This is a genomic window from Streptomyces sp. NPDC028305, from assembly GCF_055569495.1.
The window spans coordinates 257,787-280,813 of the sequence record NZ_JBVHTN010000003.1; the positions used below are offsets into that span (position 1 = coordinate 257,787).

Here is a 23,027-nt window from a genome sequence, read left to right on the forward strand (position 1 = left end):
CAGCTGCACCACGAGCTCCCCGAATGAACACGCCAGTCGAACGTGTCGTCGGCGGCGGCGGACGCGAAGCCTCAACCACATCCTGATCACGAACGAGCCCCACGCCCACCACGTCCTTGCAGCCGGACCAACGAGTACACCCATGCGGCGTGACGGCACCCACAGGCCCGTACGGATCGCAGGTGCCTGGAGCGGCGCGCGAACAACGGAACGCGCTGAACGTACGATCACGCAATGGCTGACATGACCGAAACCACACCCGGTTGGCTGAGTCCCGACAACCTCGAACAGGCGCGCGCGCAGATGCCAATCCTGTATGTCGAGGCCGTGCCCGTGCGAGTCGACGACAGCGGCGAAGTCACCAGCATCGGACTACTGCTCCGCATCGGACCGGACGGCGCGGTCAGCCGCACTCTCGTCTCGGGCCGAGTGCTGCACCACGAACGGGTCCGGGACGCCCTCCTGCGCCACCTGGAGAAGGACCTCGGACCGGTGGCGCTGCCCCGCGTCCCGGCCTCGCTGCAACCCTTCACTGTCGCCGAGTACTTCCCGACGCAAGGGATCACACCGTTCCACGATCCCCGCCAGCACGCGGTGGCCCTTGCCTACGTCGTCCCGGTGACCGGTGACTGCCGCCCCCGCCAGGACGCCCTGGACCTGGTCTGGTTCAGCCCTCAAGAAGCCGCATCGCCACTGGTGCAGAACGAAATGCCGGGCGGCCAGGGAGTCCTGCTCAAGCAGGCACTCGCCCACGTGGGCTGCCTGTCCTGACGGGGACGCCTACCGCACACGCCCAACCTGTGCCACCCTGTCGCCCGATTCGGTCGACCTGGCGCAACCGGTAGGCCGCTGACGCTGAATGCTCAGGTCACGCTGATCGAATCGGGCCTCACCGCGAATCGGGCGACAGAGTCCGACAGGCGGCCGAGACCCGATGACCGAGCCGTCGGAGCTCACCTTGGATCTTGACGTACCCCCAGGTCGGATTCTCTCGCGCCAGGCACTGAATGAGCGCCGCAGTCTCCTCCGCCAGCGGTGGCCGGCCGGGTTCCGTTGGGGTCTGGCGCCATTTCCAGCGCACGAGGCGGCGGTGCCAGGTCAGCTGTGTGCCCGGGGTGACCAGTCGATGGCGGCGTAGGGCGGATGGCAGGTGCCGTGCGAGAGCGCAGAGCAAGCTTCTGGCTCACGTCCGGTGTACGGTGCGGGCTGAAGCTGGCCTGCCCAGCCGGGGAGCGGAGCCACGGCCGGCGGCTTCAGGTGGGAGATGACGTGCAGCGCAGCGACGGCATACCAGTGCCCTCGTCCTTCTCGGGGATCGCGTCGAACCGCGCCATGGGCGGGCTCGTGCACTCCATGAGCGGCGGTTCCCGACTCCAGGCCTGGCAGAACAAACAGCTTGTGATCGTCGTGTACGAGCAGGGCAGCGTGGTCGGCCTCGCCGATGACCCGGCCCCCTTTCAGTCTGCGGGTTCGGCACGTAGTCGGAGCCGCCCTCGTCCCAGGACCGGCATGCCTGCTGCCCGGGGGAACAGGCTCACCACCGTCCGGCAGCGGCGGCCGCGTGTCCAACCCACAGCACGCCTCCCCTGAATGGCCCGGCGCAGGCCCTGTCCTGGGGTGAGCGCCGCTGTTCCAGAAGGCTCAGCACGGAGGAGGCGTGATGACGACCTCCCTCACTCGGGGTACATCAACGCCCTGTTTCGGGAGTGCATTGACCGGCTTCAGTGAGGCCGGTACTCGCCATCATCGGCTTAGGCCATCGTCCCGCCGACCACGCCCTCCACTGGCGGCAGTACCAAGCCGGGCAGTAGCACCTGATCGCCGCTCACGCCAAGGGAGGTGTCTGCGGCGGCGTCTTGCCATTTCGCAGAGAACCCTTCGTCCTAAGGGGCCGCGCCCGTGAACGCCGGTCCGGCCGGCCCAAGGCGACCGGATACAGTGCGCGAGACGGCAGCCCGGTCAGGGAGGGGAAGCGTGACCGACACCAGCAACACCCGGCCCGCCGAGGGTGAAGCGCAAGCGCCGCGGCAGAGCCGACTGCACCGGCTGATGCGCTACATCCCCCTGATCGCCCCCGTCCACCGATCTCTACGGACCGCGGTGCCCATCCCAGGAGCTGCACGGACGGCTTCGAGAACTTCTTCCAGGCCGTTGTCCCCGACGACATCGCTGCTGACGTCCGGGCCGTCTGGGACGACGCCGTTGCGGCCGATGCGTGGGAGGGCCCGCCAGTGTGGGTCCACGGCGACCTCCATCCCGCGAACGTCGTCGTCTCGGACGGAACGCTCTCGGGCATCGTCGACTTCGGTGCCATGTTCGCCGGCGACCCGGCGTGGGACCTCGCCGCCGTATGGGTGCTGCTGCCTGCGGGCATGGCCTCACGGTTCTTCGACATGTACGCGCATGCAGACGAGCCGGCGATCCGGCGCGCCCGCGGGCTGGCCGCGATGAAGAGTCTCTTCCTGATGCTCATGGGGCAGAACGGAGATCGGGGCCTTCCCGGCGGCAAGCCGCACTGGGGGCCTGCAGGCCGCGCGGCACTTGATCGTGTTCTGAAGGGCGTTTGAGGCACGCTACTTTAAACCTGTTCTCGATCTTGGTTGAGGGCCATGCGGCAGCCCACCTTCGTGGGTTCATCGATCACCACGCATGGTCGGGATGCCAAGGTCCACGACCGTATGCTTGAAGGGTGTCAATATTCCGATCAGGCTGCTGAGCTGGGCGTTTCCTGTGGACGGTGCGGCAGCCGTGGTGACGTGGTGTGGTACTCGTTGAGCAGTCCGCCAAGTACCTGGCGGCGCCTGACCGCGGCGGCAGGCAGGAGGATGACGTTTGGGTGGTCGTCAGGTGCTCGTAGGCCGAGGCCACGGTGGGCCCGTCCCGCGTTGTAGTGCTCCGCGTACGTGGTGAGGACCGCGCGGAGGTGTCGTTCACCGGTGATGAGGAGGCGATCGGTACATTCGGCGCGGGCTGTGCGTATCCATCGTTCGGCAAACGCGTTGGATAGGGGGCTTTGCGGCGGGGTCGGGATGACGGTTGTGCCGTTGCCGGCGAAGACGGCGTCGAACGCGTCCTTGAACTTGCTGCCCCGGTACACGGATGAGGAACCGAAAGCGCCCAGCCCTCTCCTCGAGATCCATGAGCAGATTGCGGGCGAGTTGGGTGACTCATGCGCCGGTTGGGTGGGCGGTGACGCCCAGGACATGGATTCGCCGGGTCTTGATCTCCATGGCGAAGAAGACGTAGAGACGCTTGAGGAAGACGGTCTCCACGTGTATGAAGTCGCAGGCGAGCAGCGTGTGGGCCTGGGGGCGGAAGAAGGATCGCCAGGTCTGCTGGGAGGCACGCTGCGCTGCGGGCGGCAGACCGGAGCGGCTCAGGACGCGCCGGATCGTGGCGGCGGCGATCCAATGACCGAGCCGTCGGAGTTCGCCTTGGATCCTGACGTATCCCCAGGTCGGGTTCTCTCGCGCCAGGCGCTGGATGAGCGCGACCGTCTATTCCGCCAGCGGTGGCCGGCCGGGTCCGGTCGGGGGTTGGCGCCATTTCCAGCGCACCAGACGCCGGTGCCAGGTCAGCAGTGCGCCCGGGGTCACCCAGCCGGTGGCGGCGCAAGACGGGTGGCAGGTGCCGCGCGAGAGCGGAGAGCACGGCACGATCAGCCCATGAGAGCCGCGGACGCTCCATCTGACGGCGCAGGACGGCGACCTCATGGCGAAGCGCGAGGATGTCGACGTTGCTCGCGGCAGTCGTGTACGCGCCAGAAACCTCGTCCGTGCTGGTCAGGGAGCCTGAGCGCTGCAGCGGGCCTGCCGGTCAACCGTGACGGTGGAGGACCCATCCCCCCGTTGCCGACGCGACCTCACCGATTCCAGCATGGTCCGGTGCTGCTGCGACTGTCCTACCTGGCCTTGACGAGCATGTTCACGCTGATACGGCTTCTGCCCATGAGTGATCGTGACAAAGACGCCGAGATCCTGGTGTTACGCCATCAACTGGCCGTGCTGCAGCGACAGACCGACAACCCAAAGCTCACCTGGCCAGACCGTGCGCTGCTGGCCGCCCTCCTGCACCGTCTCCCCCGGGTCCATCTTCGTCAACTACCGCTGATGATCTCGCGTGACACGGTGCTGCGCTGGCACCGTGAGCTGCTGCGCCGGCGCCACGCGAAGGCCTCCCGCCCCAAACGGCCGGGACGACTCCGCACTGTACGATCCGTGCCCGCCCTGGTGTTACGGCTGGCACGAGAGAATTCCAGCTGGGGGTACCGGCGCATCCACGGCGAACTCGCCGTCCTCGGTATCAAGGTCGCCGCCGGCACTGTGTGGAACATCCTCGAGGACCACGGCATCGACCCCGCACCCGAACGCCAACACACCACCTGGGCGACCTTCCTGCGCTCCCAGGCCCAGGCCATCCTCGCCGCCGACTTCTTCGAGATCGACGCTGTACGTCTTCGCGCTGATCGAGCCCGCCACCCGCCGGGTGCGGATCCCCGGCGCGACCGCACACCCCACCGCGGCCTGGGCCACCCAGGCCGCCCGCAATATGACCATGGACCTCCAAGCCGCGGGCGCCCACTCAAGTTGGGTCCAGGTCGGTGTGCAGCAGGTGGTGGTCCGAGTACGGGGTCGGAAGCACACGGTGCTCGAGCGGGACGATGCCTCGCAGGAAAATGTAGTCAAACTTGCTCTGCCAGTCGGTGGTCGGCTTGCAGGTTCCGGTAGACGAGGGATGACACTAGGGGTCTGTGTCCGCGGCCAGTGCCCACATCCCGGTGAGCTCGGGAGCGTCCGGCACAGCGTTGAAGTCGCCGAGAACGATCGCGCGGTCGTGCCGGGCGACGTCTGCGGCGAGTATGTCGGTCTGGTCTGCTCGGACTGCCTCCTGACGTCGTTCAGCGAGGTGTGTGTTGAAGACCCGGACAGACCGGCCGCCCACACTGGTGGTGACTGCCATGTACCCACGGTCCTCGGATCCGCCGTCGGGGTATTCCACGTTGACCGGGTTCGTCATCGGCGCCGCCGAGAGGACCGCTTGGCCAAATGCCCCCGGACTCCACGGCGCTCCCCCGCAGCGGCCCCAATTCCGAAGAACCATTCCGTACTCGACGTGGTAAACCAGCCCGTAAAAGCCCTCCAGATAGTCCCGCATCCTCTCGACGTCACGCACGCACGCTTCTTGTAGGCCGATCACCTGGGGCGCATACGTGGCGATCTCCGCTGCGCGGTCGACGTTGCTTTCCTCACAGGGGTTGCAGATGTTCCACGTCATGACCCGGTTCGGCACGACACCCTTGACGGCATCGACGGGCAGTGGCCTGGCGAGGGGCGCGCCGCTTGGTGCGCTGGGGCCGACGAGCACCATGCAGGCCACGATCACGACGCCCGCGAACAACCGCGTATCCCTTCCGAACACCATCGCCTCCTCAGAGTGGATACACGTGGCATCCGACGTCTCCATGCACGAGGTTATGGGACGGAGTTGTGAGCAACATACGCGGTGTGCCGGATCTCATTGCGCTCGGACGAAGCCGCTGCCTCGCCCAGGTCGATCTGAATCGTACCGCCGCACGTGCACATCGGTCGCCGTGCCATCCGTGCGGCGGGAACGACCATCCGACCACGGAACATGGCGCAGGCTGCTCGTGCTGGGCATGAAGGTGGCCGCCTCGACCGTCTGGAAGATCCTCAAGGAATCCGGCGTCGATCCAGCCCTCGACAGGACCTCCAGCACATGGGCCGACTTCCTGCGCTCCCAAGCCGGCCAGGGCTTCGGCGTAGTTTGCTGTCGTCCGTTTTGATCACGTGAGGCCGAGAAGGGCAAGGGGCCGGGTTTGGTCTCGGGCTGCCCGTCGGAGGTCGGAGGCGATGTTGCGGGCGCCGGTCAGGTGGAGAGCTCCGATCGCGAGGTTTCTGCAGGTGGCCATCACTCTGGGGGTGTTTCCGGTCCGCAGCTGGGAGGCGTCCTCGGCGAAGGTGACGTCCCTGACTTGGTGCAGGGCCTCGACGGTCCAGTGCCCTCGGATCAGTCGGGCGAGCTGAGCCGGGCCGGCCTGTTCGGCGGTGAGGCTGGTGACCGCGTAGACGGTCTTGAGGCTGATCTTCCCGGTCTTGCGGTGGACGCGGCGGCGGACGATCTGGACGGCCTGGCGGGTGCCGGGGAAGAGCAGGTTGTGACCGTGCACACCTTCAGCCGGCGGATCTCCTGGCGGCCGTGACCGGTCGCACGGGTCCTGTCCTGCAGTGGGATCTGCGTCCAGGGAAGGGACTTGAGCTGCCGACGGAGCTTCTTCGTGTTGCGCTTGGCGATCGCGATGTAGTGGGCCTGCCGGTCGAGCAGGTAGACGGCGTGGTCATGCTGGGTGTGCATCGCGTCGCTGGTGACGACTGTGCCGGCCAGATCCTCGAGGGTGTCGAGCAGACGCCGGAAGCGGGTGATCTCGTTGGTCTTCTCACCGACGTCCATCTGGGCCAGGACCAGTGCGTTCACGTGGTCGCAGGCGGCCAGGAGGTGGATCTTCCGTCCCTTCGCGCGGGCCGCACCCCGCAGCGACTTCCCGTCGACCACGAGCCCTCGCAGCCCTTGTCCCCTGGTCTGCCGGTCCGCGAGCCAGGCTCCGACCGCCCGGTCCAGGGCGTCCGCGTCGATTCTGGCGAGCAGTCGCCGGATCGTGGATTCCGCGGGCCAGGACCGTTTCGGGACCAGCGGGTCGACGCCCGTTCCAGGGCGAGTTGGCCCGGCTCGGACACCGGATCACAGCCTCGACGGTGTGGCAGATCCTGCACGCAGCCGGCGTCGACCCGGTGCCGCGTCGCTCCGGTCCGACCTGGCGTGAGTTCCTCAGCGCACAAGCCGAGGGCATCATCGCAGTGGACTTCTTCCACATCGACACCGTGCTCGGCAGGCGGCTGTACGCGCTGGACTTCCTCGAGCACGGTACCCGGCGCCTGCACATCACCGGCGTCACCGCCAACCCCACGCGGGGATGGACGGTGCAGCAGGCGAGGAATCTCGCCGCTGACCTGGACATGCGCATGGAGTCCCCGTGGTTCCTGCTGCGCGATCGGGACGGCAAGTACGGCGAGGCATTCGACGCCGTCTTCAACGCCGAGCAACTGAACGTGATCAAGAGCGCGCCACGAGCACCTCGGATGAACGCCCGCTGCGAACGCGTCATCGGCAGCATCCGCCGCAAAGTCCTCGACCACGTCCTCATCCTGGGCGAAGCACACGCCCGAAAGGTCCTTGCTGTCTACCAGAGTCACTACAACGAGCACCGGCCCCACCAGGCCCGCACCCAACTACAACCCGATGCCCAGAATCAGCCTGTTGCCCAACGGACACCGGCGCTCACCGACTGCTGCGAACCCGCATCATCGGCGGCCTCATCAGCGAGTACCCATACGCCGCGTGACATGCAGCGACGACTTTTCGAGCGGCACAGGCCGCCGTCATTGGAAATTCATTGACCTTCACACGAACGCAATGCTTGTATTCAGGAGTTCGACCGGCGGGCTCACGGGAAGTGGAGGGAGAAATTCCGCTCCGCATCACGCGCTCTCGCTTCTGACCAAACTTCGAGAGGAACTCATGCGTAAGCTCACTCTTTCGCTCAGCCTTGCGGCCGTGTGCGCCACCAGCCTCATCGCCATTGCTCCTGCTGCGACTGCTTCGGAAAGCGGCGCGCAAGCCTCGTGCGTCACACTTTGGCAGGCCGCTGGCGACAAGGACGAGTCCCGCGCGTTCTCGGGGAATGACTCGAACTTCGTTGGCAACAACTGGTCCAGCGGCACGGCGATGAACGACGACGCCAACTCTGGAAAGAACAACTGCGGAAGTCGAGTAGGTTCGATGCCGAGAAACGTGATCAAAGCGTGAGGAGCGTAGTGAGTCGTTGGAGTGCATGCATGAAGACGGCTGGTTTTGACTACGCGACGCCCTGGGGTGCGGCTAGTAAATGGGGCACTGAGGGGGACCCTTTGGAGCGCGAGATTGCAACCGCTGAGGCTGATGTCAAGTGCAAGCAGCAGACCAAAGATAGTTGCTGTTTGGCTCTCCGCCGAAAAGAGGCTAGAGGAAATCGAAATCACAATAGTAGGTCCTATTTCGATGAAATCAAAAAGGTAAACCGGCGCTATATGGGTAACGCCCAGGCAGTGCTGTCCCGGAAATAGTCGCCAATTTCGAACAGGCCTACGAGGTGGGCCGGTTTCTCGGCAAATTACTGAACGGAATCATCAGTGGCATCCACTGTCTCGTCGACCGAGCTGCCTGCGCGACGTATACGTATCCCCCTTGCTGGACAGAGGTGGGTTCGCGCCTTCTGGAAGCGGCATCGTGTGCCTATCCTGGCCAGCGCGCTCGCCCTTCCTCTGTACGTTCTATGGTTTATCTTCCTCGGGACCGGAGGGGGGGACCTTGCGGCACAGGTCTCCTGGACCAACTTCGTCGCCGAACATCCTGGATCGCCCTACAGCCTTGGCTGGTATGGGGGCGTCCATGTAGGCAACTACAGTGTTTTGGCCCCACAGTTGATGGCACTGTTCGGTGTGCGAACTGTCACTGTCGCCGCGGGTATGGCTGCCTCATGGCTGGTGGGCTGCGTGTTCGTACGTAGCGGTGTCCGTCACCCCTTGTGGCCCACCCTCCTGGGGGTCTTGTTCCTTTGGGGCAACGTAGCGTCCGGTCGGTCTGCCTTCGCGCTGGGCGTTGCGCTCGCCTTGGTGTCGTGCCTCGTGCTGGTGAGGCATGGTCGGCGCCTTGCCCTGGCCGGTATCTTCAGCGCGCTGGCGACCATGGCTAGCCCGGTGGCAGGACTGTTCCTTCTTGTGTGCGGGGCAGGCTGGCTTTTGAATCGAGACCTCGGTAGTGCACTCGCGCTGTGCGTCCCACCCACTGTGGTGGTGGGCTTGACGACCCTGCTCTTCCCCTTCAGCGGCATGATGCCAATGTCCGCAAACGATATTTGGAAGCCGGTCCTTTTCGGCGTACTGCTTGCGGTGTTTGCTCCGCGGGAGTGGCGAGTGCTCCGCTTCGGCGCCGCGACGTACGCGGTCGGAGTCCTTCTGTCGGCCCTGATTCCCTCGCCTGTGGGTTCCAACGTCGTTCGTCTAGCCGAAGTGTTTGGCGGTCCGGTGTTGCTCGCTGCGCTTCTCTCCCATAAGGGGCTAAAAGTTCAAAGGGTGGCGCTCGCCCTCGCTCTGGCGCTTTCCGTGTATTGGGTCACGGAACACACCATTCATGTGACGAGGATGTCAACTCCGGTGCCAACGTGGGCTACGGAATCCCGCGGTGTGCTGACGGCCCTTGATCGGCTGGGGGCGGACCGCACACGCGTTGAGGTGGTCCCGGCTGTGAATCACCGAGAAACCACTGTGCTAGGGCCCCATATCAATCTGGCCCGGGGCTGGAATCGTCAAGTCGATGTGGAGCGCGGCGATCTCTTCTACAAGAATCGTTTCTCGTCAGCGAAGTACCGTGCCTGGCTCAACGACTGGGCTGTAGGCTACGTAGTTCTGCCAGAAGGTGAACCGGACTGGGCCGCAAAGGATGAGGCTGAACTCGTCCGTAACGAGCCTGACTGGTTGAAACCTGTGTGGCGGGATTCCCATTGGCGAATATATGAAGTCAAGGGTGCGAAGCCGATGATTTCAGGTGCCGGGGCGGAGGTCGTCAGCAGTGATAACGCCACGGTGACGCTACAGGCGCGGGATAGTGGGACGGTCAGCCTGCGCATCGCGTACTCCCCCTGGCTTCGTGCCAATGAGGGGTGCCTGGAACGCGATGGCGAATGGACGCGTCTCAAGGTGCCTGCCGCAGGTCAATACAAGATCAGCAGCTCCTACCAAGTCCCATGGCAAGGGCGTTGCTAACTTGACTCTGTCGGGGATCTTGGAGTTTCCCGGTGCGGCAGCATGATCAGCGGGCATGCTCGGCTGTTCCGAAGACCGATACATGCCGAGGTGTTCGTTGTCGCTCCGTCCTCGTTCCGGTGAGCAAGTCCGGTCTCTGACCGTGCAGATTGCTCGGGCGAGCAACCCTGGCGGTACGACGACGATGTGGGTGAGAGACCGCCTCGACGGCTGTGGTGCGATGAGGACTTCGCCGACTGGTACCCGCGCCACGGGCGTCCGAGCCTCTCGCCCGCCCAGCTTGCCACCGTCTGTGTGTTGCAGTTCCTGCTCGACCTGTCGGACCGGCAGGCGGCCGAGGCGGTGTGCTGCCGCATCGACTTCAAGTACGCCATGGTGCGCCACGAGGCGCCGCTATTTCCGGGTGGGGGTGGAAGAACCCCCACCGCTGGTCTGTCGCAGCAGGCTGGCGAAGCTGAGGGCAGCCTGATCGCGGAGACGCGCGGGAGGGTGGTAGGCAGCCCTGAGTGGACGGTTCGTGAAGTGATGTCCGTTTGCGGGTGGGGCTTGTGTCAGAGGTGCTGGTCGTGGCGGTGACTATTGCTTACTCGTGAAGTTACCCGTGTCGGCTTCGGTGAGGACGCCAAGTTTGACCAGGACGCTTTAGCTTGGCTCGGATGCCCTCGACGTTCTTGGGCAAGAGTTCGTGGTCGAGGACCTGGCAGACGTCCGTGGCCCGCCGTGGTCCGGTCGCCTCGTTGAACACGGTGAGGATGCGGGCGTAGTCCGGATGCTCGGGCAGTTCCGGCGGGGATCCGGTCGGCGAGGCTGGTGACGGTCTTGCGGGTGATCGCGAGGTGCTCGAGGTGTGTCTCGGCCTCTCGCAGCCGGGTCTGCAGGTCGTCGATCTGCGTGCGGAGGTCGTCGGCCTGGGCCCGGGTGGCTTCCTCCTGGATGTCCAGTGCCTGAAGGAGAGGTTGGATGTTCACGTGGCCACCGCCGCTTCACGTCAGGTGGGGGTGTTCGCGCCGGTGAGGCGTCTCGTCATCACATGGGTCATCGTGTGCCGCTCGAAAAGTCATCGCTGCATGTCATGCTGCATATCTGTACTCATTGATGAGGCCGCCGAGGATCCGGGTGCGCTCGACTCTGTGGGTGTGGAGGTCATGCGCCGTGGCGGGTTGTTTGTGAGCGTCGGGTGGTAGCTGGTTGCGGGCCTGGTGGGGTCGGTGTTCGTTGTAGTGCCGCTCGTAGGCCGCGAGGACGCGGCGGGCATGGGCGTCGTCCATGATGAGAACGTGGTCGAGGGCTTCGCGTCGGATGCCGCCGATAGTCCGTTCGCAGTGCGCGTTCATGCGGGGAGCCTGTGGCGCACTGTTGAGAATCTCCATCTCCTCGGACTGGAAGACAGCGTCGAGGCCTCGCCGTACTTGCCATCGCGGTCGCGTAACAAGAAGCGCAGGGACTCGATGCGTATGCCCAGGTCGGAGGGGAGATTCCGCGCCTGCTGCACCGCCCAGTCCCGGGTCGGGTGGGCGGTGACCCCGGTGATGCGCAGTCGCCGGGTGCCGTGCTCGAGGAACACCAGCGCGTACAGCCGCTTGCCGAGGGCTGTGTCGATGTGGAAGAAGTCTGCCGCGATGATGCCCTCGGCTTGCACGGTCAGGAACTCGCGCCAGGTGGAACCTGAGCGACGTGGAGAAGGGTCGATGCCGGCCGCGTCGAGGATCTCCCACACCGTCGAGGCGGCGATCCGATGCCCGAGTCGAGTCAACTCCCCTTGGATCCGCCGGTGCCCCCACCTCGGATTCTCCCGGGCCAACCGCATAACGAGCGTCCTGATCGCTACCGAGGTGGGTGGGCGTCCGGTACGCCGGCGCGCGGTGTAGTCCCACTTCGCGGCGATGAACCTGCGATGCCAGGCAGGCAAGGTGCCAGGGGTGACAGGGAAGATCTCGCGCCATTGACGCCGGGGTATCAGCCCGGACAGGACTGCGAACCAGAACCGGTCGGCAGGCTCATAGCGGACCGGCCCGGCCAACTGGCGATGCAGGACAGCGTTCTCGTGCCGCAGCACCAGCAGTTCCGCGTCCTTCGCCGTCCCGCGACGGAGGAGCACCGATGGGACAGTCAGCAGCTTCCGGGTCACCTTGTACAGCAAGGACACGATCACAGAGGACATGATCCCAGCGGACTGACCGCGCCCCGCTCACCTGCGGCGATGACTTTTTGAGCGGCACACGAGCCACTAGCGCGTTGTCGTAGGTATCCCCCTACTGCTAATCGATGATGCAATTCCATCCAGCGCAGCAGTTTCCGCAATCGCATTCGAGTTGTATCGGCCCGGCATCGCTGTGATGGATCAGCCCGTCACCGACACGGCGTCGGGCGTCATCGCGCCACCACAGCGCCATCTTCAACGGTTCACCCGCGTGTCCACACTGATTTTTGTCTCACTCCCGTGTTTACTTTCCGGCAGATTGTTGCCCCACGTCATGGTCCGCTGACTAGTACGGCTGAAGAGGTTGGACTATCCGTTGTGTGCTTCGAGCTCGGTCGCCAGCGTCTGTTGGGTGGCCGCCCACGACGCCAGGAGCGCTAAATTGTCAGCGGTCGGTGTGCCCGCGGGTGCGGTGTAGACGTTGAGGTGCAGGCCGGGTTCGGCGGGCAGTTCCAGGGACTCGACGTCCAAGTCGAGCTGGCCCACGATCGGATGGCGCATACGCTTGCGGCCGGACCGGTGCAGCCGCACGTCCTGAGATGCCCACCGCTGCCGAAATAGCTCACTGCACGTTGACAGTTCGCCGACTAGGGCGATCAGCTCCTCGTCATGCGGATTGCGGCCGGCCTCCATGCGTAGCTTCGCGGCCGCGGCACCGGCAATTTGGTCGTAGTCGACAAAGAAATCTCTGGCCGCCTCGGGGTTTAGATAGACGAACCGCGCTGTGTTCGCGGGCCGTCGCGGGTCGGCCAGCACCGGTGAATACAACGCGCGAGCGAGTTGATTCATGGCGAGCACGTCATAACGGCCGTTACCGATCCAGGCCGGCGCATCGGAGATCGCGTCGAGCACCTGCTGCAACGTCGAGCGCACCGTCACGGCAGGCCTACGCCGGCGTGGGCCGCTGGGCGCCCTGGATTGGCGCGCGAGGTGGAACAGGTGGTCGCGCTCGGCCTCGTCGAGTTGCAAGGCAGAGGCCAACGCGTCGAGCACGCCATCGGAGGCACCGGCGAGGCTGCCGCGCTCCATGCGCACGTAGTAGTCGACGGATACCCCCGCCAGTAGCGCTACCTCCTCGCGGCGCAGACCTTTGACCCGACGGTTGCCGCCGTAAGCGGGCAGGCCCGCCTGCTCGGGTGCGATGCGGGCGCGACGCGAGCTGAGAAACTCCCGGATCTCGGTGCGTAGATCCATCGTGGCCATCCCCTCACCGTAAGCCCGTCCCGCAGTCTAGGGGGTACCCGTTGCGGTCGTCGCGGTGCCGCCGTCTACCGGGATGATGGTGCCCGTGAGGTAGGACCCAGCCCGGCTAGCGAGAAACACGGCGATACCCGCCATGTCGTCGTCGCGGCCGAGCCGGCGCAGAGGGGCCGCCGCCGCGATCTTGTCGCCGATGGCATCGAGCGTGGACGCCATCATCTGCGACGGGAACACTCCCGGTGCTACCGCGTTCACCGTGACGTGCTGTGGGCCCAGCTCCCTGGCAAGCACTCTGGTGAGTTGATGGAGTGCCGCTTTGCTGCTGGCGTACGAGTAGTTGGGCGCCTGGGCGACGTGGATGGCGGCGATACTGCCGATGTTAATGATCCGCGCGGGATCATCGGCGGTGCCCGCCCTGCGAAGTGCGGGGAGCAGCGCCTGCACCAGCCAGAACGGCGACTTGAGGTTGAGGTCGATCACTGCGTCCCAGGCCTCGTCCGGGAACGTCGCCAGCGGCTCGCGCCACATCGCTCCCGCGTTGTTGACAAGGATGTCCAGGCGTTCCGAGTCGGCCATGACAAGATCAGCGAGGCGCTGACACTCGTCGTGCCTGGACAGGTCGGCGGGGATTGCTTGAACGTCGCCGAATTCAGACAGTAGATGCTGTGCCTCCGCGCACGCGTCTGCCTTGCGTGAGCTGATGACGACGCGGGCGCCCGCCTGGAGAAGGCCGCGCGCTATCATCATCCCAATGCCCCTGGTGCCGCCAGTGACAAGGGCGTACTTCCCACTCAGATCGAAAAGTTCTGTGCGAGTGGTGAATTGGTTGTCCGCCATTGGTCTCCGTCCCTTCGTTCGTGGAAGAAATCGCCGACATGGTCGCGCATTCGGGGCAGCTGAATTGAACTGATGGGGGTAAAGCTGCAGTGCGTGTCCATGGAGTGTTGTCGGCGCTTTCGACTCAACCAGGTTGACAGGCGTTCTGGACGTCTGGGAGACCCTGGTGATACAGGTACTGTGAGAGCCCCCCTTGCCTGGTGCGCTGACTCACCCCGGATCCACTGAGCCCTTTCCAACCTGCCGTGCTGGTTCGGCAGTTGCCGTGACAGATAAGTGAAGCCCCTGGTAGACGGGTTCACGACCAAGATCACCCGGGTCTCGAGGAGGTACTGAAGGACGGCGTCGACCCGCTGGGCGTCCATCACCTCCTGGATCCGCCTGCACCTCAGGTCGCCTGACAGTTCGACCGACCCGGAGCGGATGATTGCGTCGGGGCCTGCTTCCGTCAGGAGGCGGGCCCCGACGTCTTGCCCGATCTCATCAGCCCCGCCCTGCGCCACCAGATCACCGTGCTGGAACGCCAACTCGGCAAGAACAAGATTCGGTTCACGCCGAGCGATCGAGCGTACCTGGCAGCGCTGCTGCACCGGCTGCCACTGCATGTCCTGCGAAGATTACGGCTACTCGTCCGCCCCGACACGGTGCTGCGTTGGCACCGCGACCTTGTCAAACGCCTGAAGGGTGTCAATACTCCGATCAGGCTGCTGAGCTGGGCGTTTCCTGTAGATGGTGAGACGGTCGGGGTGGCGCGGTGTGGTACTCGTTGAGCAGTCCGCCGAGTATCTGCGTGCGCCTGACCGTGGCGGCGGGCAGGGGGATGATGTGCGGGTCGTCGTCTGGGGCACGTAGGTCGGGGCTGCGGTGGGCTCGTCTGGCGTTGTCGTGCTCGGCGCACATGGTGAGGACGGTGTGCAGGTGTCGTTCGCTGGTGATGAGGAGTCGGTCGGTGCATTCGGTGCGGGCTGTGCGTATCCATCGTTCGGCGAACGCGTTGGACCGTGGGCTTTGCGGCGGCGTCGGGATGACGGCTGTGTCGTTGCCGGTGAAGACGGCGTCGAATGCTGCGGTGAACTTGCTGTCCCGGTCGCGGATGAGGAACCGGAAGCACCCAGCCCTCTCCTCGACATCTATGAGCAGGTTGCGGGCGAGTTGGGCGACCCATGCGCCGGTGGGACGGGCGGTGACACCCAGGACCTGAACGTGCAGGGTGCATCTCCATGACGAAGAAGACGTAGAGACGTTTGAGGAAGACGGTCTCCACGTGCATGAAGTCGCAGGCGAGCAGCGTGTGGGCCTGGGCTCGGAGGAAAGTACGCCAGGTCTGCTGGGAGGCGCGCTGCGGTGCGGGCGGCAGGCCGGAGCGGCGCAGAACGCGCCGGATGGTGGAGGCGGCGACCCGATGACCGAGCCGTCGCAGTTCGCCCTGGATCCTGACGTACCCCCAGGCCGGGTTCTCTCTCGCCATGCGCTGGATGAGCACGACCGTCTCTTCCGGTAACGGTGGCCGACCGGGCCTGGCTGGTGCCTGTCGCTATTTCCAGCGCACCGGACGACGGTGCCAGGTCAGCAGGGTGCCCGGGGTGACCAGCCGATGGCGACGTAAGACAGGTGGCAGGTACCGGGCGAGAGCAGAGGGCAGAGAGCACGGCACGGTCAGCCCACGAGAGCCGCGGCCGCTCCACCTGCTGGCGAAGCGCAGCGACCTCATGGCGGAGAGCAAGGATCTCAGCGTTGTTCGCCGCGGTCGATCGACCCAGCACAGGAAGCAGCCCAGGAGTCGGCAGGAGATCAGGTAGAGCAGTCGCAGACCCACGATCAGAGATCATGCCCATACTTGGGCGATGGCAAAGCCCCAGGTCAACCACCGTACGGCAATAAGGACACCCTTCAGGCAGATCCGACACACGGACAATCCCAAAGGCTCGGACGCCGTCGGCCCCAGCCACCGGGCATCGGAACTGCGGGGATACCGATTGGCCGCCCCGCTGAGTGTTCAGGGGGTAGGGCTTGGCATCGGCGTCGTGCCGTCGGGAGGCGTCGCGTATGGGTCCTCGTCCCACGGATAGGTGGGATTGTCATCGATCTGCGGGCTCCAGGGCGTCTCCTTCGGGGGCTCGAAGGGGCCCTTCCGCTCCTCCATCAGGAACATCATCACGAGCGCGAAGACAAGGCTCAAGATGATCAAGGCCATCCCTACGGGGTTGTTGGGGTTGTAGACGTACCGGCTTGTACCCCAGTTGCTCTTCTTGAAGACCGGCTCGTAGTCGTCATCGTCAACTTGCGGCATGAGTCCCCCAAAGTTGCCTCAGTAAGCAAGATCGCTGCATATCAGGTGCCGTGCCCAGCGCTGGCCATGGGCACGTTGCGGGCCCCCGCCATGACCCTTCGGGCAGGGATTGGGTCGTCACGCTTCGTGAACGACTGCTTCAAGTCCCCTGAGGTGCTCAGGACGGCAGCCGGGCGGCCAGGCGTCGCTGGAGGCGGACACCGACCCAGGCCGCGCCCAGCGCGGCGGGGAGTACTGCGGCGCGCAGCCAGGGCCAGCCGATCAGCACCGTACCGATCAGGCTCACGAACCAGGAAATGACCACGCCCGTCGAGACGATGATGGTGACCGGAAGGCCCGCCACGTCGGCGTGGACGCCATCGCCCCCGTCAAAAGCGTCCACGCCGCCGGCTCCCCCGATCAGCACCACCAGCCAGTAACCGGCGACGACGAGGAGCGCGAAGCTGAACAGGACGGCCGGGAACCCCAGCGCGGGCCACAAGAACTCAGCAACATGCCACCCCCGTTCCTCGTCTTCGGGCCCCGTCATGCTGGCACCTGGAGGCACGGCCGCACATTGCCGGATTCCGGCAATCTTTATGCACCCCTGACGTCCCGTTAACGCGGGAACCGAACGGTGCGGGAAGGCGTCTACAGCGGCGCTTCCGGCCAGCCGAGCAGAGGTGCCCCCGTCGCCGCCGTCTCCAGGGTGGAACGCTGCAGGGCGTCCCAGGGGTCGTAGCCGGTCAGAGCCTTGATGGGAGGAGGTGGTTGAGGCGGTTCTTGTCGGTGTTGTGGGTCGGGCCGATCAGTGGCTCGCCGGGATGGCGGGCGGCGAGGGTGTGCAGCAGGGGTGCGTACGCGGCGAGCACGGGGATGGCGCGCGGCCGGATACCGGCGATGCTCAGCACGGTGGTACCGCGCTCGGTGGTGGCCAGGGAGCGGCCGGTGATGGTGAGGTGTTCGCCGGGCATGAGTCCGGCACCGAGCCCTGCGGCGAGGAGCCCGAACGCCGCCCTGGTGCGCACTGGTGTGGATTGCTGCCCGGCTGCTTCCAGGTATCCGGCGACCTGGGCGGGGGTGTAGGGGGTGGCCAGCCGGTTGCGGGCCAGCCCAGTCCTGGCAGGTGGCCAGGGTGCACGGCGGGTGATCGTGCGGCCGATGGCGGACAGCTGGGAGCGATGCGTGCGCCGGCATGAGGCCTGCAGATCCCGCATACCGGTCAGAACGTAGCGTTCGACAGTGTCGGGGGTGAACAGCGTTTCGCGGTCCAGGGGGAGGAACTCCTCCAGGCACCAGGCGCAGAACCGGGTGACGGTGGACATGCGGTCCACGGCGGACCAGGGCGAGACGGGCTCGGAGTCGGTGACACAGGCGCGCACGGATCGAAGACCAGCTGGACGAGGACCTGTTCATACCCCTCGACAGCCATTTCACCGTCGAACTGCCCAGCACGGAGCCCGAGCCGAACCTCATCGCCTTCCGTGCCGGCCGGGGTGACGGGGCCTACCCCGTCTGGATCGGCCGCACCGACGACGGACAGGTTGGTTGCGTCGTCGTCGACTTCCAGCTCCGTTCCGCCGACGGGGGAGAGTAAGGAGCCGCCGACCATCGGCGCGAGGCCGCACTGCCCGAGACTGAGACCGCGGCGAACCTCCAGAGTGCACACGGCGATTGAGAAGCTCGACAACTCGATCACCGACTTCGGCCTGGTGGACGCCTTCCCGGAGGACGTCAAGGAAGCTCGCCAGCGGTACTACGCGTCGATGCACATGGGCGATAGGGCCACCGACGCAATGCGCTGGCATCGTGGGCCGGCAAGTCCAGCAGGGCGTGTATCCCGCGCAGATACGCAGAAGTTCCCGCACACGGGAGCCGCCTTCGGTGGGATCGGTGTCAGCCCAATCGTCCGGCCGACGACGGACTGCGTTTCGTTACCCACACAGCCCCATTTCGTCGGTACGCCGTTCTCGCCGTCGACGTCGTCGCCGCCTCCAGCGCCCTCGGTGCCATCCCGTCGGGAACCGGGTCGCGGTCGGCGACGCCGCCCGGCGGGCGCACGACGCGCTCGTAACCCCAGCCGCCCGCGCCTGCCTGAGGTCGGGCACCACAGCGGAGGGTCCGCCCCGTAGCCGGCCAGGTCTGGGGGCGCGTCGAGCTGTCCAGGGCGGGCGAAGCCCAGCGCGCAGCGCCGCCGAAGACATCTCACGACCGCTCGTCACGGCCCGCACACTCCACAGGCGGGTGGCCCCGGCTCCCGTTGCCGACGGCAACCGAGTGGGGCATGAAGAGCGATATTGGCCGATTTCACGGCTCTGGCCGCAGTTCCGTGAAAGCGTGGGTCAGCGACGGGAAGACACCGTCCGTCCCTCGATGTCCGCACTGTCGCGATCAATGCGCTCAGGGACGTAGGGACAGTGGTCGGCTGTCTTGTGATGATCGACAGCTCGGCCGGTTCACGCCTGGAACTCGGTGAGATCAATGGCGTGAACGCGCAGCGGGTAGCCGTACACCGGGTGCGCCGTCTCCCGCTCGGACACCATGCCGAGCTTACGGATGACGTTCTCGGAGGCGTTGTCCCCCACCTGGTTGATGCTGATGACGCGGTCCAGGCCGCGGTCCTGGAGCGCGAACTCCAGTGTGGCATGCGCGGCTTCGGACGCGTATCCCTGGCCCCAGAACTGTGAGCCGAGCCGCCAGCTGATCGCCACGGCGGGCATCGCCTCCGGCAGGAACTCGGGCACGGACAGTCCCGTGAAGCCGATCAATTCGCCCGAGGCCAGCAGCTCGACGGCGAAGAGGCCGAAGCCCTCCTCGTCCCACTCCTCCTCCCATCGCTCGATGGCCTCCACCGTGTGGTCCAGGTCGCGCACCGAACCGTCGTCGATCCAGCGCATAGCCCGCGGGTCCGCGTTGATGTCCGCCATCGGCGCGAGGTCGTCGTCGTGCCAGCGGCGTAGGAGGAGACGGGATGTGCGGATCTCGGTCATGCGCCCATCCTGCCGAAGGCAAGCGCCTCATCGGTAATCCGGCGCTTGCCCGCGCTGCCGCTCCGGAACCACAAGGCGTCAAGCCTGTGCCGTTCAGGAACCCGTCGCGGCAGGTCAGGCCGTGTACCTGTACTCGTTGATCAGGCCGCCAAGGACACGAGTGCGGACTAGCCATCGCCTGGTGCCCAGGTCGGTCAACGGCGCGGTCCGGTCGTCGGCGAGGGGAGGTAGTCGCCCTCGGGGCTGATGCGGGCGATGCCCGTTGTAGTGCCCGGCACAGGTCTCGAGAACGCGTCGAGCGTGGGCCTCATTCCAGATCAGCACGTGGTCGAGGGCCTCACGCCGTAACGTCCCAATGACTCTCTCGCCAGTGTGCGTTCATCCGCGGGGTCCGTGGTGCGGTCTTCACGGTTTCGACGTCCTCGGCCGCGAAGACCGCGTCGAAGGACTCGCTGTATGTGCCGTCCCGGTCGCGGATCAAGACGCGCAGCGACTCGAAACGCACGCCCATTTCGACGACAAGGTTGCGAGCCTGCTGAACCGTCCACCGCGCGGTCGGGTGTGCGATCACCCCAGCGACGTGCAGCCGACGCGTGCCGTGCTCAAGGAAGACCAGCGCGTAGACCCGGCGCAGGTCCACCAGGTCGATATGGAGGAAGTCGCAGGCGATGATGGAATCGGCCTGTGCTGTGAGGAACTCACGCCACGCCGGCCCGCCGCGGCGGGGAGCCGGGCCGATGCCGGACGCCGTCAGGATCTCCCAGACCGTCGAGGCGCCGATCTCATACCCCAACCGCGTGAGCCCGCCCTGGATCCTGCGGCAGCCCCAGCGCGGATTCTCCCGAGCCAACCGCACCACCAGATCCTTTACCACATTCGCGGTAGGCGGCCGCCCAGGGCTGCTCCGGCACTTGCTGTAGTCCCATCTGCGTGCAACAAGCCTTCGGTGCCATGCGAGCAGGGTCCCCGGAGTCACCGGGAAAACCCGCGTCCAGCGCCACCGGGGTATCAGCGAGGACAGAACCGCGAACCAGAGCCGGTCCGCCTGCTCGAACCGCACCCGGCCCGCAAGCTGCCTGCGCCGCACCGCATTCTCATGACGGAGCGCCAGCAGTTCAGCATCCTGGGCCGCCTGCCGACGCAGCAGCACCGCCGGAACCGACAACAGCTTCCGCGTCACCTGATACACCAGCGAGACGATCACCCCGGCGTGTTCCCAACATCCCCGGTCTCGCCAGCCCCCTATGAGCAGCAGCGACGCATTTCTGAACGGCACACGGTGCAGCAGGCAAGAAACCTCGCCGTCGAGTTGGGTGTTCGGGTGGACTCGCTGCGTTTCCTGCTCCGCGACCGGGACGCGAAGTACACCGAGTCCTTCGACGCGGTCTTCAAAGCCGACGACATCCAGGTCATGAGGACCGCGCCACGGTCCCCACGGATGAACGCGCACTGCGAACGTGTCATCGGCACCCTGCGCCGCGAGGCCCTCGACCACCTCTTGATCTGGAACGAGACGCACGCTCGGCAGGTCCTCGATGCTTACCCCGGCATTGCAACGGTCATCGCCCCCACCAGGCTCGTGGGCGGCGTGATCAACGAGTACAGATACGCCGCCTGACCGGGAACGACGAGTTTCCGAACGGCACAGGATGCGATCGAGCAAGAGGCCAACGCTGTCACACTTGGCATCGGCCCCTACCGCGAGTTCGGCGACGTCGGTGAAGTCGCGGCGCTGAAGCTGTTCACCCAGCGCGTCGAGGATCACCGCAACGAGCAGCGACGCGCCTCGGCGGTGCGCTCAGGCGCGGTCGCAACGAGCTGCTTGTGCGGCTCGGACCGTGGCGCGAGGACGAACCGACATCGGTGCCCGACGGGCGCGACATCGAGAGCTACTACCTCGCCGTGCCCGAGGCAGTCAGGTTTTTGTGGTGCTGGGAGAGCCGGTGAGGAATCCGAGCCCCAGTGGGGTGCAGGAGTGCCAGACGGTCTTGCCGTCGCGGTGGGCGGTGGTGAGGTGGGCGGCGCGGAGGGCTCGCACACAACGGCTGGCGGATGAGGGTGCAGAGGTCTGCCAGTGGGATGCGGGATGCCTCGTCACAGTGATCGGTTCCGGCAGTGGCCAGGGCCTCGCGGTCGGTGGAACCCGGGTGGTGTGTTGTTGCACCTGCCGTAGCGGCATGTGGTGTCGTTGAGGCACCACAGCACGAAAGGCTCCGTCTGCGATGTACCCCTCCGTCACACCGCCCCGCCAGGTCAAGATCGGCGCTGCCGCTGCCTTCGCCGGGATCACCCCACGCGCTATCCGCCACTACCACCAGATCGGTCTGCTGCCGGAACCCGAGCGCGGTGGAGACGGCCGCCGCCGCTACGGCTACGACGACATGATCCGCCTGTTGTGGATCCGCAGAATGGCGGAGGTCGGCATCAGTCTGGACGACATGCGAGCTGCCTTCGACGAATCCGGGGACATCGAGGAGACCCTGGGCCGGCTGGAGGAATCCCTGGCTGCCCAGGAGGCCGACATCAAACGTCAGCGCGCGGCCGTCAGGCGCCTGCGGGCTGTGGGCAGCCCGCAGGGCCTGCTCTCCGAACTGGTGACGGATCGGCTCAGCCACCTGCCCCCTGGCGCATTGCGCGCCTCCGACATGGAGGCCCTGCTGGTCACGGAACGGATCTTCGGTCCGCTCGGCTCCGCACTACAGGCCAGCGTGTACATCGTGCTGGCCACCCATCCCGACCTACGGGCCGAGGAGGACCGTCTCGACGAGGCTGAGGCCGCCCTCGACGACGGCGTCGACCCCGATGACCCGCGCGTCGAGGAAATCGCGGTACAGCGATACACCCACCACATGGCCCTCGTACAGGCCATCACGGCAGCCGGGCTGGACACGGCCGATGACGAGCTCTTCGAGACCTACGACGCCGACCTGGCAGAGCAGGAGGACACGCAGATGGGCGCCTCGGAGGCGATCACCAAGATGCCCTACGACTTCTCTCCTGCCCGGATCCGCTGCATGGAGCGCGTGGCACAACTCGTCGGCCAAGACGCCTGCGCAGACAGTTGATCGCCTGTCCCCGGTACCGACCTGGCCGGCATCCCATCGCGTCCACCTGTACGTGACCGGCCACATCAGGAACCGGTCAATCCGAAACCGAGAGTGACATCTCAACTGGCCGTACATGGGGATCCCGGACTGGCCGCTGACACTTCAGCCGCAGTCGTTGCGGTTGATACATAGCGAGCGGGTCTGCCCCCCCCCAGGTCTGTAGGGAGGCGCGCTGCGGTGCGGGTGGCAGGCCGGAACGGCGCAGAACGCGCCGGATAGTTGCGGCGGCGGCCCGATGACCAAGCCGTCGCAGTTCACCCTGGATCCTGACGTACCCCCAGGTCGGGTTCTCTCTCGCCAGGCGCTGGATGAGCACGACTGTCTCTTCCGGCAGCGGTGGTCGGCCGGGTCCGGTTGGGGTCTGGCGCCATTTCCAGCGCACCAGACGGCGGTGCCAGGCCAGCAGAGTGCCCGGGGTGACCGGCCGTTGGCGACGTAAGACGGGTGGCAGGTGACGGGCGCGGGGGGCAGCCACCATCGCTTCTACGGTCGCGCGCACCCAGGGGACCATCCCCGCGAGCACGGGAGCACGAGCCGTCCAGCGAGTCG

At 66.0% G+C, this 23,027-nt stretch carries 18 protein-coding genes and 8 pseudogenes; 13 read left to right on the forward strand and 13 right to left on the reverse strand.

Features of this window, described 5'->3' with window-relative positions; genetic code table 11:
• The first annotated feature begins 243 nt into the window (after window positions 1-243).
• The gene (locus tag ACZ4WQ_RS12535) at window positions 244-771 is read left to right on the forward strand and encodes an NUDIX hydrolase family protein (RefSeq protein ID WP_358848447.1); all 528 of its coding nucleotides are present in this window, start codon (window positions 244-246) and stop codon (window positions 769-771) included.
• Window positions 772-2,081: 1,310 nt separating this feature from the next.
• Window positions 2,082-2,567, forward strand: a pseudogene (locus tag ACZ4WQ_RS12540) (phosphotransferase); the annotation flags it as partial.
• Window positions 2,568-2,704: 137 nt separating this feature from the next.
• Here the strand turns inward: ACZ4WQ_RS12540 and ACZ4WQ_RS12545 are convergent.
• Window positions 2,705-3,205 (reverse strand): integrase core domain-containing protein, encoded by a 501-nt coding sequence (locus ACZ4WQ_RS12545; protein ID WP_398372415.1) that lies wholly within the window; start codon window positions 3,203-3,205, stop codon window positions 2,705-2,707.
• A gap of 679 nt (window positions 3,206-3,884) precedes the next feature.
• Here ACZ4WQ_RS12545 and ACZ4WQ_RS12550 point away from each other — a divergent pair.
• Window positions 3,885-4,593, forward strand: a pseudogene (locus tag ACZ4WQ_RS12550) (transposase family protein); the annotation flags it as partial.
• Here the strand turns inward: ACZ4WQ_RS12550 and ACZ4WQ_RS12555 are convergent.
• Window positions 4,582-5,463, reverse strand: a pseudogene (locus tag ACZ4WQ_RS12555) (endonuclease/exonuclease/phosphatase family protein). The pseudogenes ACZ4WQ_RS12550 and ACZ4WQ_RS12555 sit on opposite strands and share 12 nt — an antisense overlap.
• Before the next feature lie 184 nt (window positions 5,464-5,647).
• On the opposite strand from ACZ4WQ_RS12555, the gene ACZ4WQ_RS12560 reads away from it, so the two are divergent.
• Window positions 5,648-5,803 carry a hypothetical protein gene (locus ACZ4WQ_RS12560; protein WP_385339801.1) on the forward strand — a complete coding sequence of 52 codons (156 nt, stop codon included), beginning with the start codon at window positions 5,648-5,650 and terminating at the stop codon, window positions 5,801-5,803.
• On the opposite strand, the gene ACZ4WQ_RS12565 is transcribed toward ACZ4WQ_RS12560, so the two are convergent.
• Together ACZ4WQ_RS12565 and ACZ4WQ_RS12570 are read right to left on the reverse strand one after the other, a co-directional pair.
• Window positions 5,804-6,187 (reverse strand): hypothetical protein, encoded by a 384-nt coding sequence (locus tag ACZ4WQ_RS12565; RefSeq protein ID WP_398372413.1) that lies wholly within the window; start codon window positions 6,185-6,187, stop codon window positions 5,804-5,806.
• A gap of 41 nt (window positions 6,188-6,228) precedes the next feature.
• Window positions 6,229-6,708: pseudogene (locus tag ACZ4WQ_RS12570) on the reverse strand (ISAs1 family transposase); the annotation flags it as partial.
• 2 nt (window positions 6,709-6,710) lie between these two features.
• Between ACZ4WQ_RS12570 and ACZ4WQ_RS12575 the strand changes: the two are divergent.
• The 4 genes and pseudogenes from ACZ4WQ_RS12575 to ACZ4WQ_RS12590 all read left to right on the forward strand — a co-directional run.
• A pseudogene (locus ACZ4WQ_RS12575) lies at window positions 6,711-7,417 on the forward strand (integrase core domain-containing protein); the annotation flags it as partial.
• A gap of 176 nt (window positions 7,418-7,593) precedes the next feature.
• Complete coding sequence (locus ACZ4WQ_RS12580) at window positions 7,594-7,881, forward strand: hypothetical protein (RefSeq protein ID WP_398372411.1); 288 nt, start codon at window positions 7,594-7,596, stop codon at window positions 7,879-7,881.
• A gap of 461 nt (window positions 7,882-8,342) precedes the next feature.
• Window positions 8,343-9,875, forward strand: coding sequence for a hypothetical protein (locus ACZ4WQ_RS12585; RefSeq protein ID WP_398372409.1), 1,533 nt, complete (start codon window positions 8,343-8,345; stop codon window positions 9,873-9,875).
• A gap of 186 nt (window positions 9,876-10,061) precedes the next feature.
• A complete protein-coding gene (locus ACZ4WQ_RS12590) occupies window positions 10,062-10,451 on the forward strand; it encodes a transposase (protein WP_398372407.1) in 390 nt (129 codons plus the stop codon).
• 494 nt (window positions 10,452-10,945) lie between these two features.
• Here ACZ4WQ_RS12590 and ACZ4WQ_RS12595 read toward each other — a convergent pair.
• The 3 genes and pseudogenes from ACZ4WQ_RS12595 to ACZ4WQ_RS12605 form a co-directional block, all read right to left on the reverse strand.
• Window positions 10,946-12,027 (reverse strand): annotated as a pseudogene (locus tag ACZ4WQ_RS12595) (integrase core domain-containing protein).
• Window positions 12,028-12,384: 357 nt separating this feature from the next.
• On the reverse strand, window positions 12,385-13,278 hold the full coding sequence (locus ACZ4WQ_RS12600; RefSeq protein ID WP_398372405.1) for a helix-turn-helix transcriptional regulator: 894 nt from the start codon (window positions 13,276-13,278) through the stop codon (window positions 12,385-12,387).
• Between the two features lie 27 nt (window positions 13,279-13,305).
• Window positions 13,306-14,112: an SDR family oxidoreductase gene (locus tag ACZ4WQ_RS12605; protein WP_385339823.1), complete on the reverse strand. Its 807-nt coding sequence runs from the start codon at window positions 14,110-14,112 to the stop codon at window positions 13,306-13,308.
• A gap of 470 nt (window positions 14,113-14,582) precedes the next feature.
• Here ACZ4WQ_RS12605 and ACZ4WQ_RS12610 point away from each other — a divergent pair, with 470 nt between their 5' ends.
• Window positions 14,583-14,882 carry a hypothetical protein gene (locus tag ACZ4WQ_RS12610; protein ID WP_398372403.1) on the forward strand — a complete coding sequence of 100 codons (300 nt, stop codon included), beginning with the start codon at window positions 14,583-14,585 and terminating at the stop codon, window positions 14,880-14,882.
• Here the strand turns inward: ACZ4WQ_RS12610 and ACZ4WQ_RS12615 are convergent.
• The 4 genes from ACZ4WQ_RS12615 to ACZ4WQ_RS12630 form a co-directional block, all read right to left on the reverse strand.
• Entirely contained in the window at window positions 14,812-15,516 is a 705-nt protein-coding gene (locus ACZ4WQ_RS12615) for an integrase core domain-containing protein (RefSeq protein WP_468022231.1), read from the reverse strand. The genes ACZ4WQ_RS12610 and ACZ4WQ_RS12615 overlap by 71 nt on opposite strands.
• 592 nt (window positions 15,517-16,108) lie before the next feature.
• Window positions 16,109-16,402: a hypothetical protein gene (locus tag ACZ4WQ_RS12620; protein ID WP_311730174.1), complete on the reverse strand. Its 294-nt coding sequence runs from the start codon at window positions 16,400-16,402 to the stop codon at window positions 16,109-16,111.
• Window positions 16,403-16,559: 157 nt separating this feature from the next.
• Window positions 16,560-16,931 carry a hypothetical protein gene (locus ACZ4WQ_RS12625; protein ID WP_398372400.1) on the reverse strand — a complete coding sequence of 124 codons (372 nt, stop codon included), beginning with the start codon at window positions 16,929-16,931 and terminating at the stop codon, window positions 16,560-16,562.
• Between the two features lie 196 nt (window positions 16,932-17,127).
• Complete coding sequence (locus ACZ4WQ_RS12630; protein WP_398372398.1) at window positions 17,128-17,763, reverse strand: hypothetical protein; 636 nt, start codon at window positions 17,761-17,763, stop codon at window positions 17,128-17,130.
• A gap of 62 nt (window positions 17,764-17,825) precedes the next feature.
• Between ACZ4WQ_RS12630 and ACZ4WQ_RS12635 the strand changes: the two genes are divergently transcribed.
• Window positions 17,826-17,978, forward strand: coding sequence for a DUF4241 domain-containing protein (locus tag ACZ4WQ_RS12635; RefSeq protein ID WP_468022232.1), 153 nt, complete (start codon window positions 17,826-17,828; stop codon window positions 17,976-17,978).
• Window positions 17,979-18,837: 859 nt separating this feature from the next.
• Here ACZ4WQ_RS12635 and ACZ4WQ_RS12640 read toward each other — a convergent pair.
• Window positions 18,838-19,371 carry a GNAT family N-acetyltransferase gene (locus ACZ4WQ_RS12640; protein ID WP_398372396.1) on the reverse strand — a complete coding sequence of 178 codons (534 nt, stop codon included), beginning with the start codon at window positions 19,369-19,371 and terminating at the stop codon, window positions 18,838-18,840.
• A gap of 114 nt (window positions 19,372-19,485) precedes the next feature.
• Window positions 19,486-20,575 (reverse strand): annotated as a pseudogene (locus tag ACZ4WQ_RS12645) (integrase core domain-containing protein).
• Between the two features lie 72 nt (window positions 20,576-20,647).
• Here ACZ4WQ_RS12645 and ACZ4WQ_RS12650 point away from each other — a divergent pair.
• The 3 genes and pseudogenes from ACZ4WQ_RS12650 to ACZ4WQ_RS12660 form a co-directional block, all read left to right on the forward strand.
• Window positions 20,648-20,958 (forward strand): annotated as a pseudogene (locus tag ACZ4WQ_RS12650) (integrase core domain-containing protein); the annotation flags it as partial.
• A gap of 237 nt (window positions 20,959-21,195) precedes the next feature.
• Complete coding sequence (locus ACZ4WQ_RS12655; protein WP_398372394.1) at window positions 21,196-21,318, forward strand: hypothetical protein; 123 nt, start codon at window positions 21,196-21,198, stop codon at window positions 21,316-21,318.
• Between the two features lie 275 nt (window positions 21,319-21,593).
• A complete protein-coding gene (locus ACZ4WQ_RS12660; protein ID WP_398372392.1) occupies window positions 21,594-22,436 on the forward strand; it encodes a MerR family transcriptional regulator in 843 nt (280 codons plus the stop codon).
• The last annotated feature ends 591 nt before the right edge of the window (window positions 22,437-23,027 follow it).

Excerpts from the sequence above, each read along its gene's own strand:
- ACZ4WQ_RS12535 (WP_358848447.1), top strand. The coding sequence starts at position 244 with ATGACCGAAACCACACCCGGTTGGCTGAGTCCCGACAACCTCGAACAG.
- ACZ4WQ_RS12545 (WP_398372415.1), bottom strand. The coding sequence starts at position 3,205 with ATGTCCTGGGCGTCACCGCCCACCCAACCGGCGCATGAGTCACCCAAC.
- ACZ4WQ_RS12580 (WP_398372411.1), top strand. The coding sequence starts at position 7,594 with ATGCGTAAGCTCACTCTTTCGCTCAGCCTTGCGGCCGTGTGCGCCACC.
- ACZ4WQ_RS12600 (WP_398372405.1), bottom strand. The coding sequence starts at position 13,278 with ATGGCCACGATGGATCTACGCACCGAGATCCGGGAGTTTCTCAGCTCG.
- ACZ4WQ_RS12605 (WP_385339823.1), bottom strand. The coding sequence starts at position 14,112 with ATGGCGGACAACCAATTCACCACTCGCACAGAACTTTTCGATCTGAGT.
- ACZ4WQ_RS12620 (WP_311730174.1), bottom strand. The coding sequence starts at position 16,402 with ATGCCGCAAGTTGACGATGACGACTACGAGCCGGTCTTCAAGAAGAGC.
- ACZ4WQ_RS12625 (WP_398372400.1), bottom strand. The coding sequence starts at position 16,931 with ATGACGGGGCCCGAAGACGAGGAACGGGGGTGGCATGTTGCTGAGTTC.
- ACZ4WQ_RS12640 (WP_398372396.1), bottom strand. The coding sequence starts at position 19,371 with ATGACCGAGATCCGCACATCCCGTCTCCTCCTACGCCGCTGGCACGAC.
- ACZ4WQ_RS12660 (WP_398372392.1), top strand. The coding sequence starts at position 21,594 with ATGTACCCCTCCGTCACACCGCCCCGCCAGGTCAAGATCGGCGCTGCC.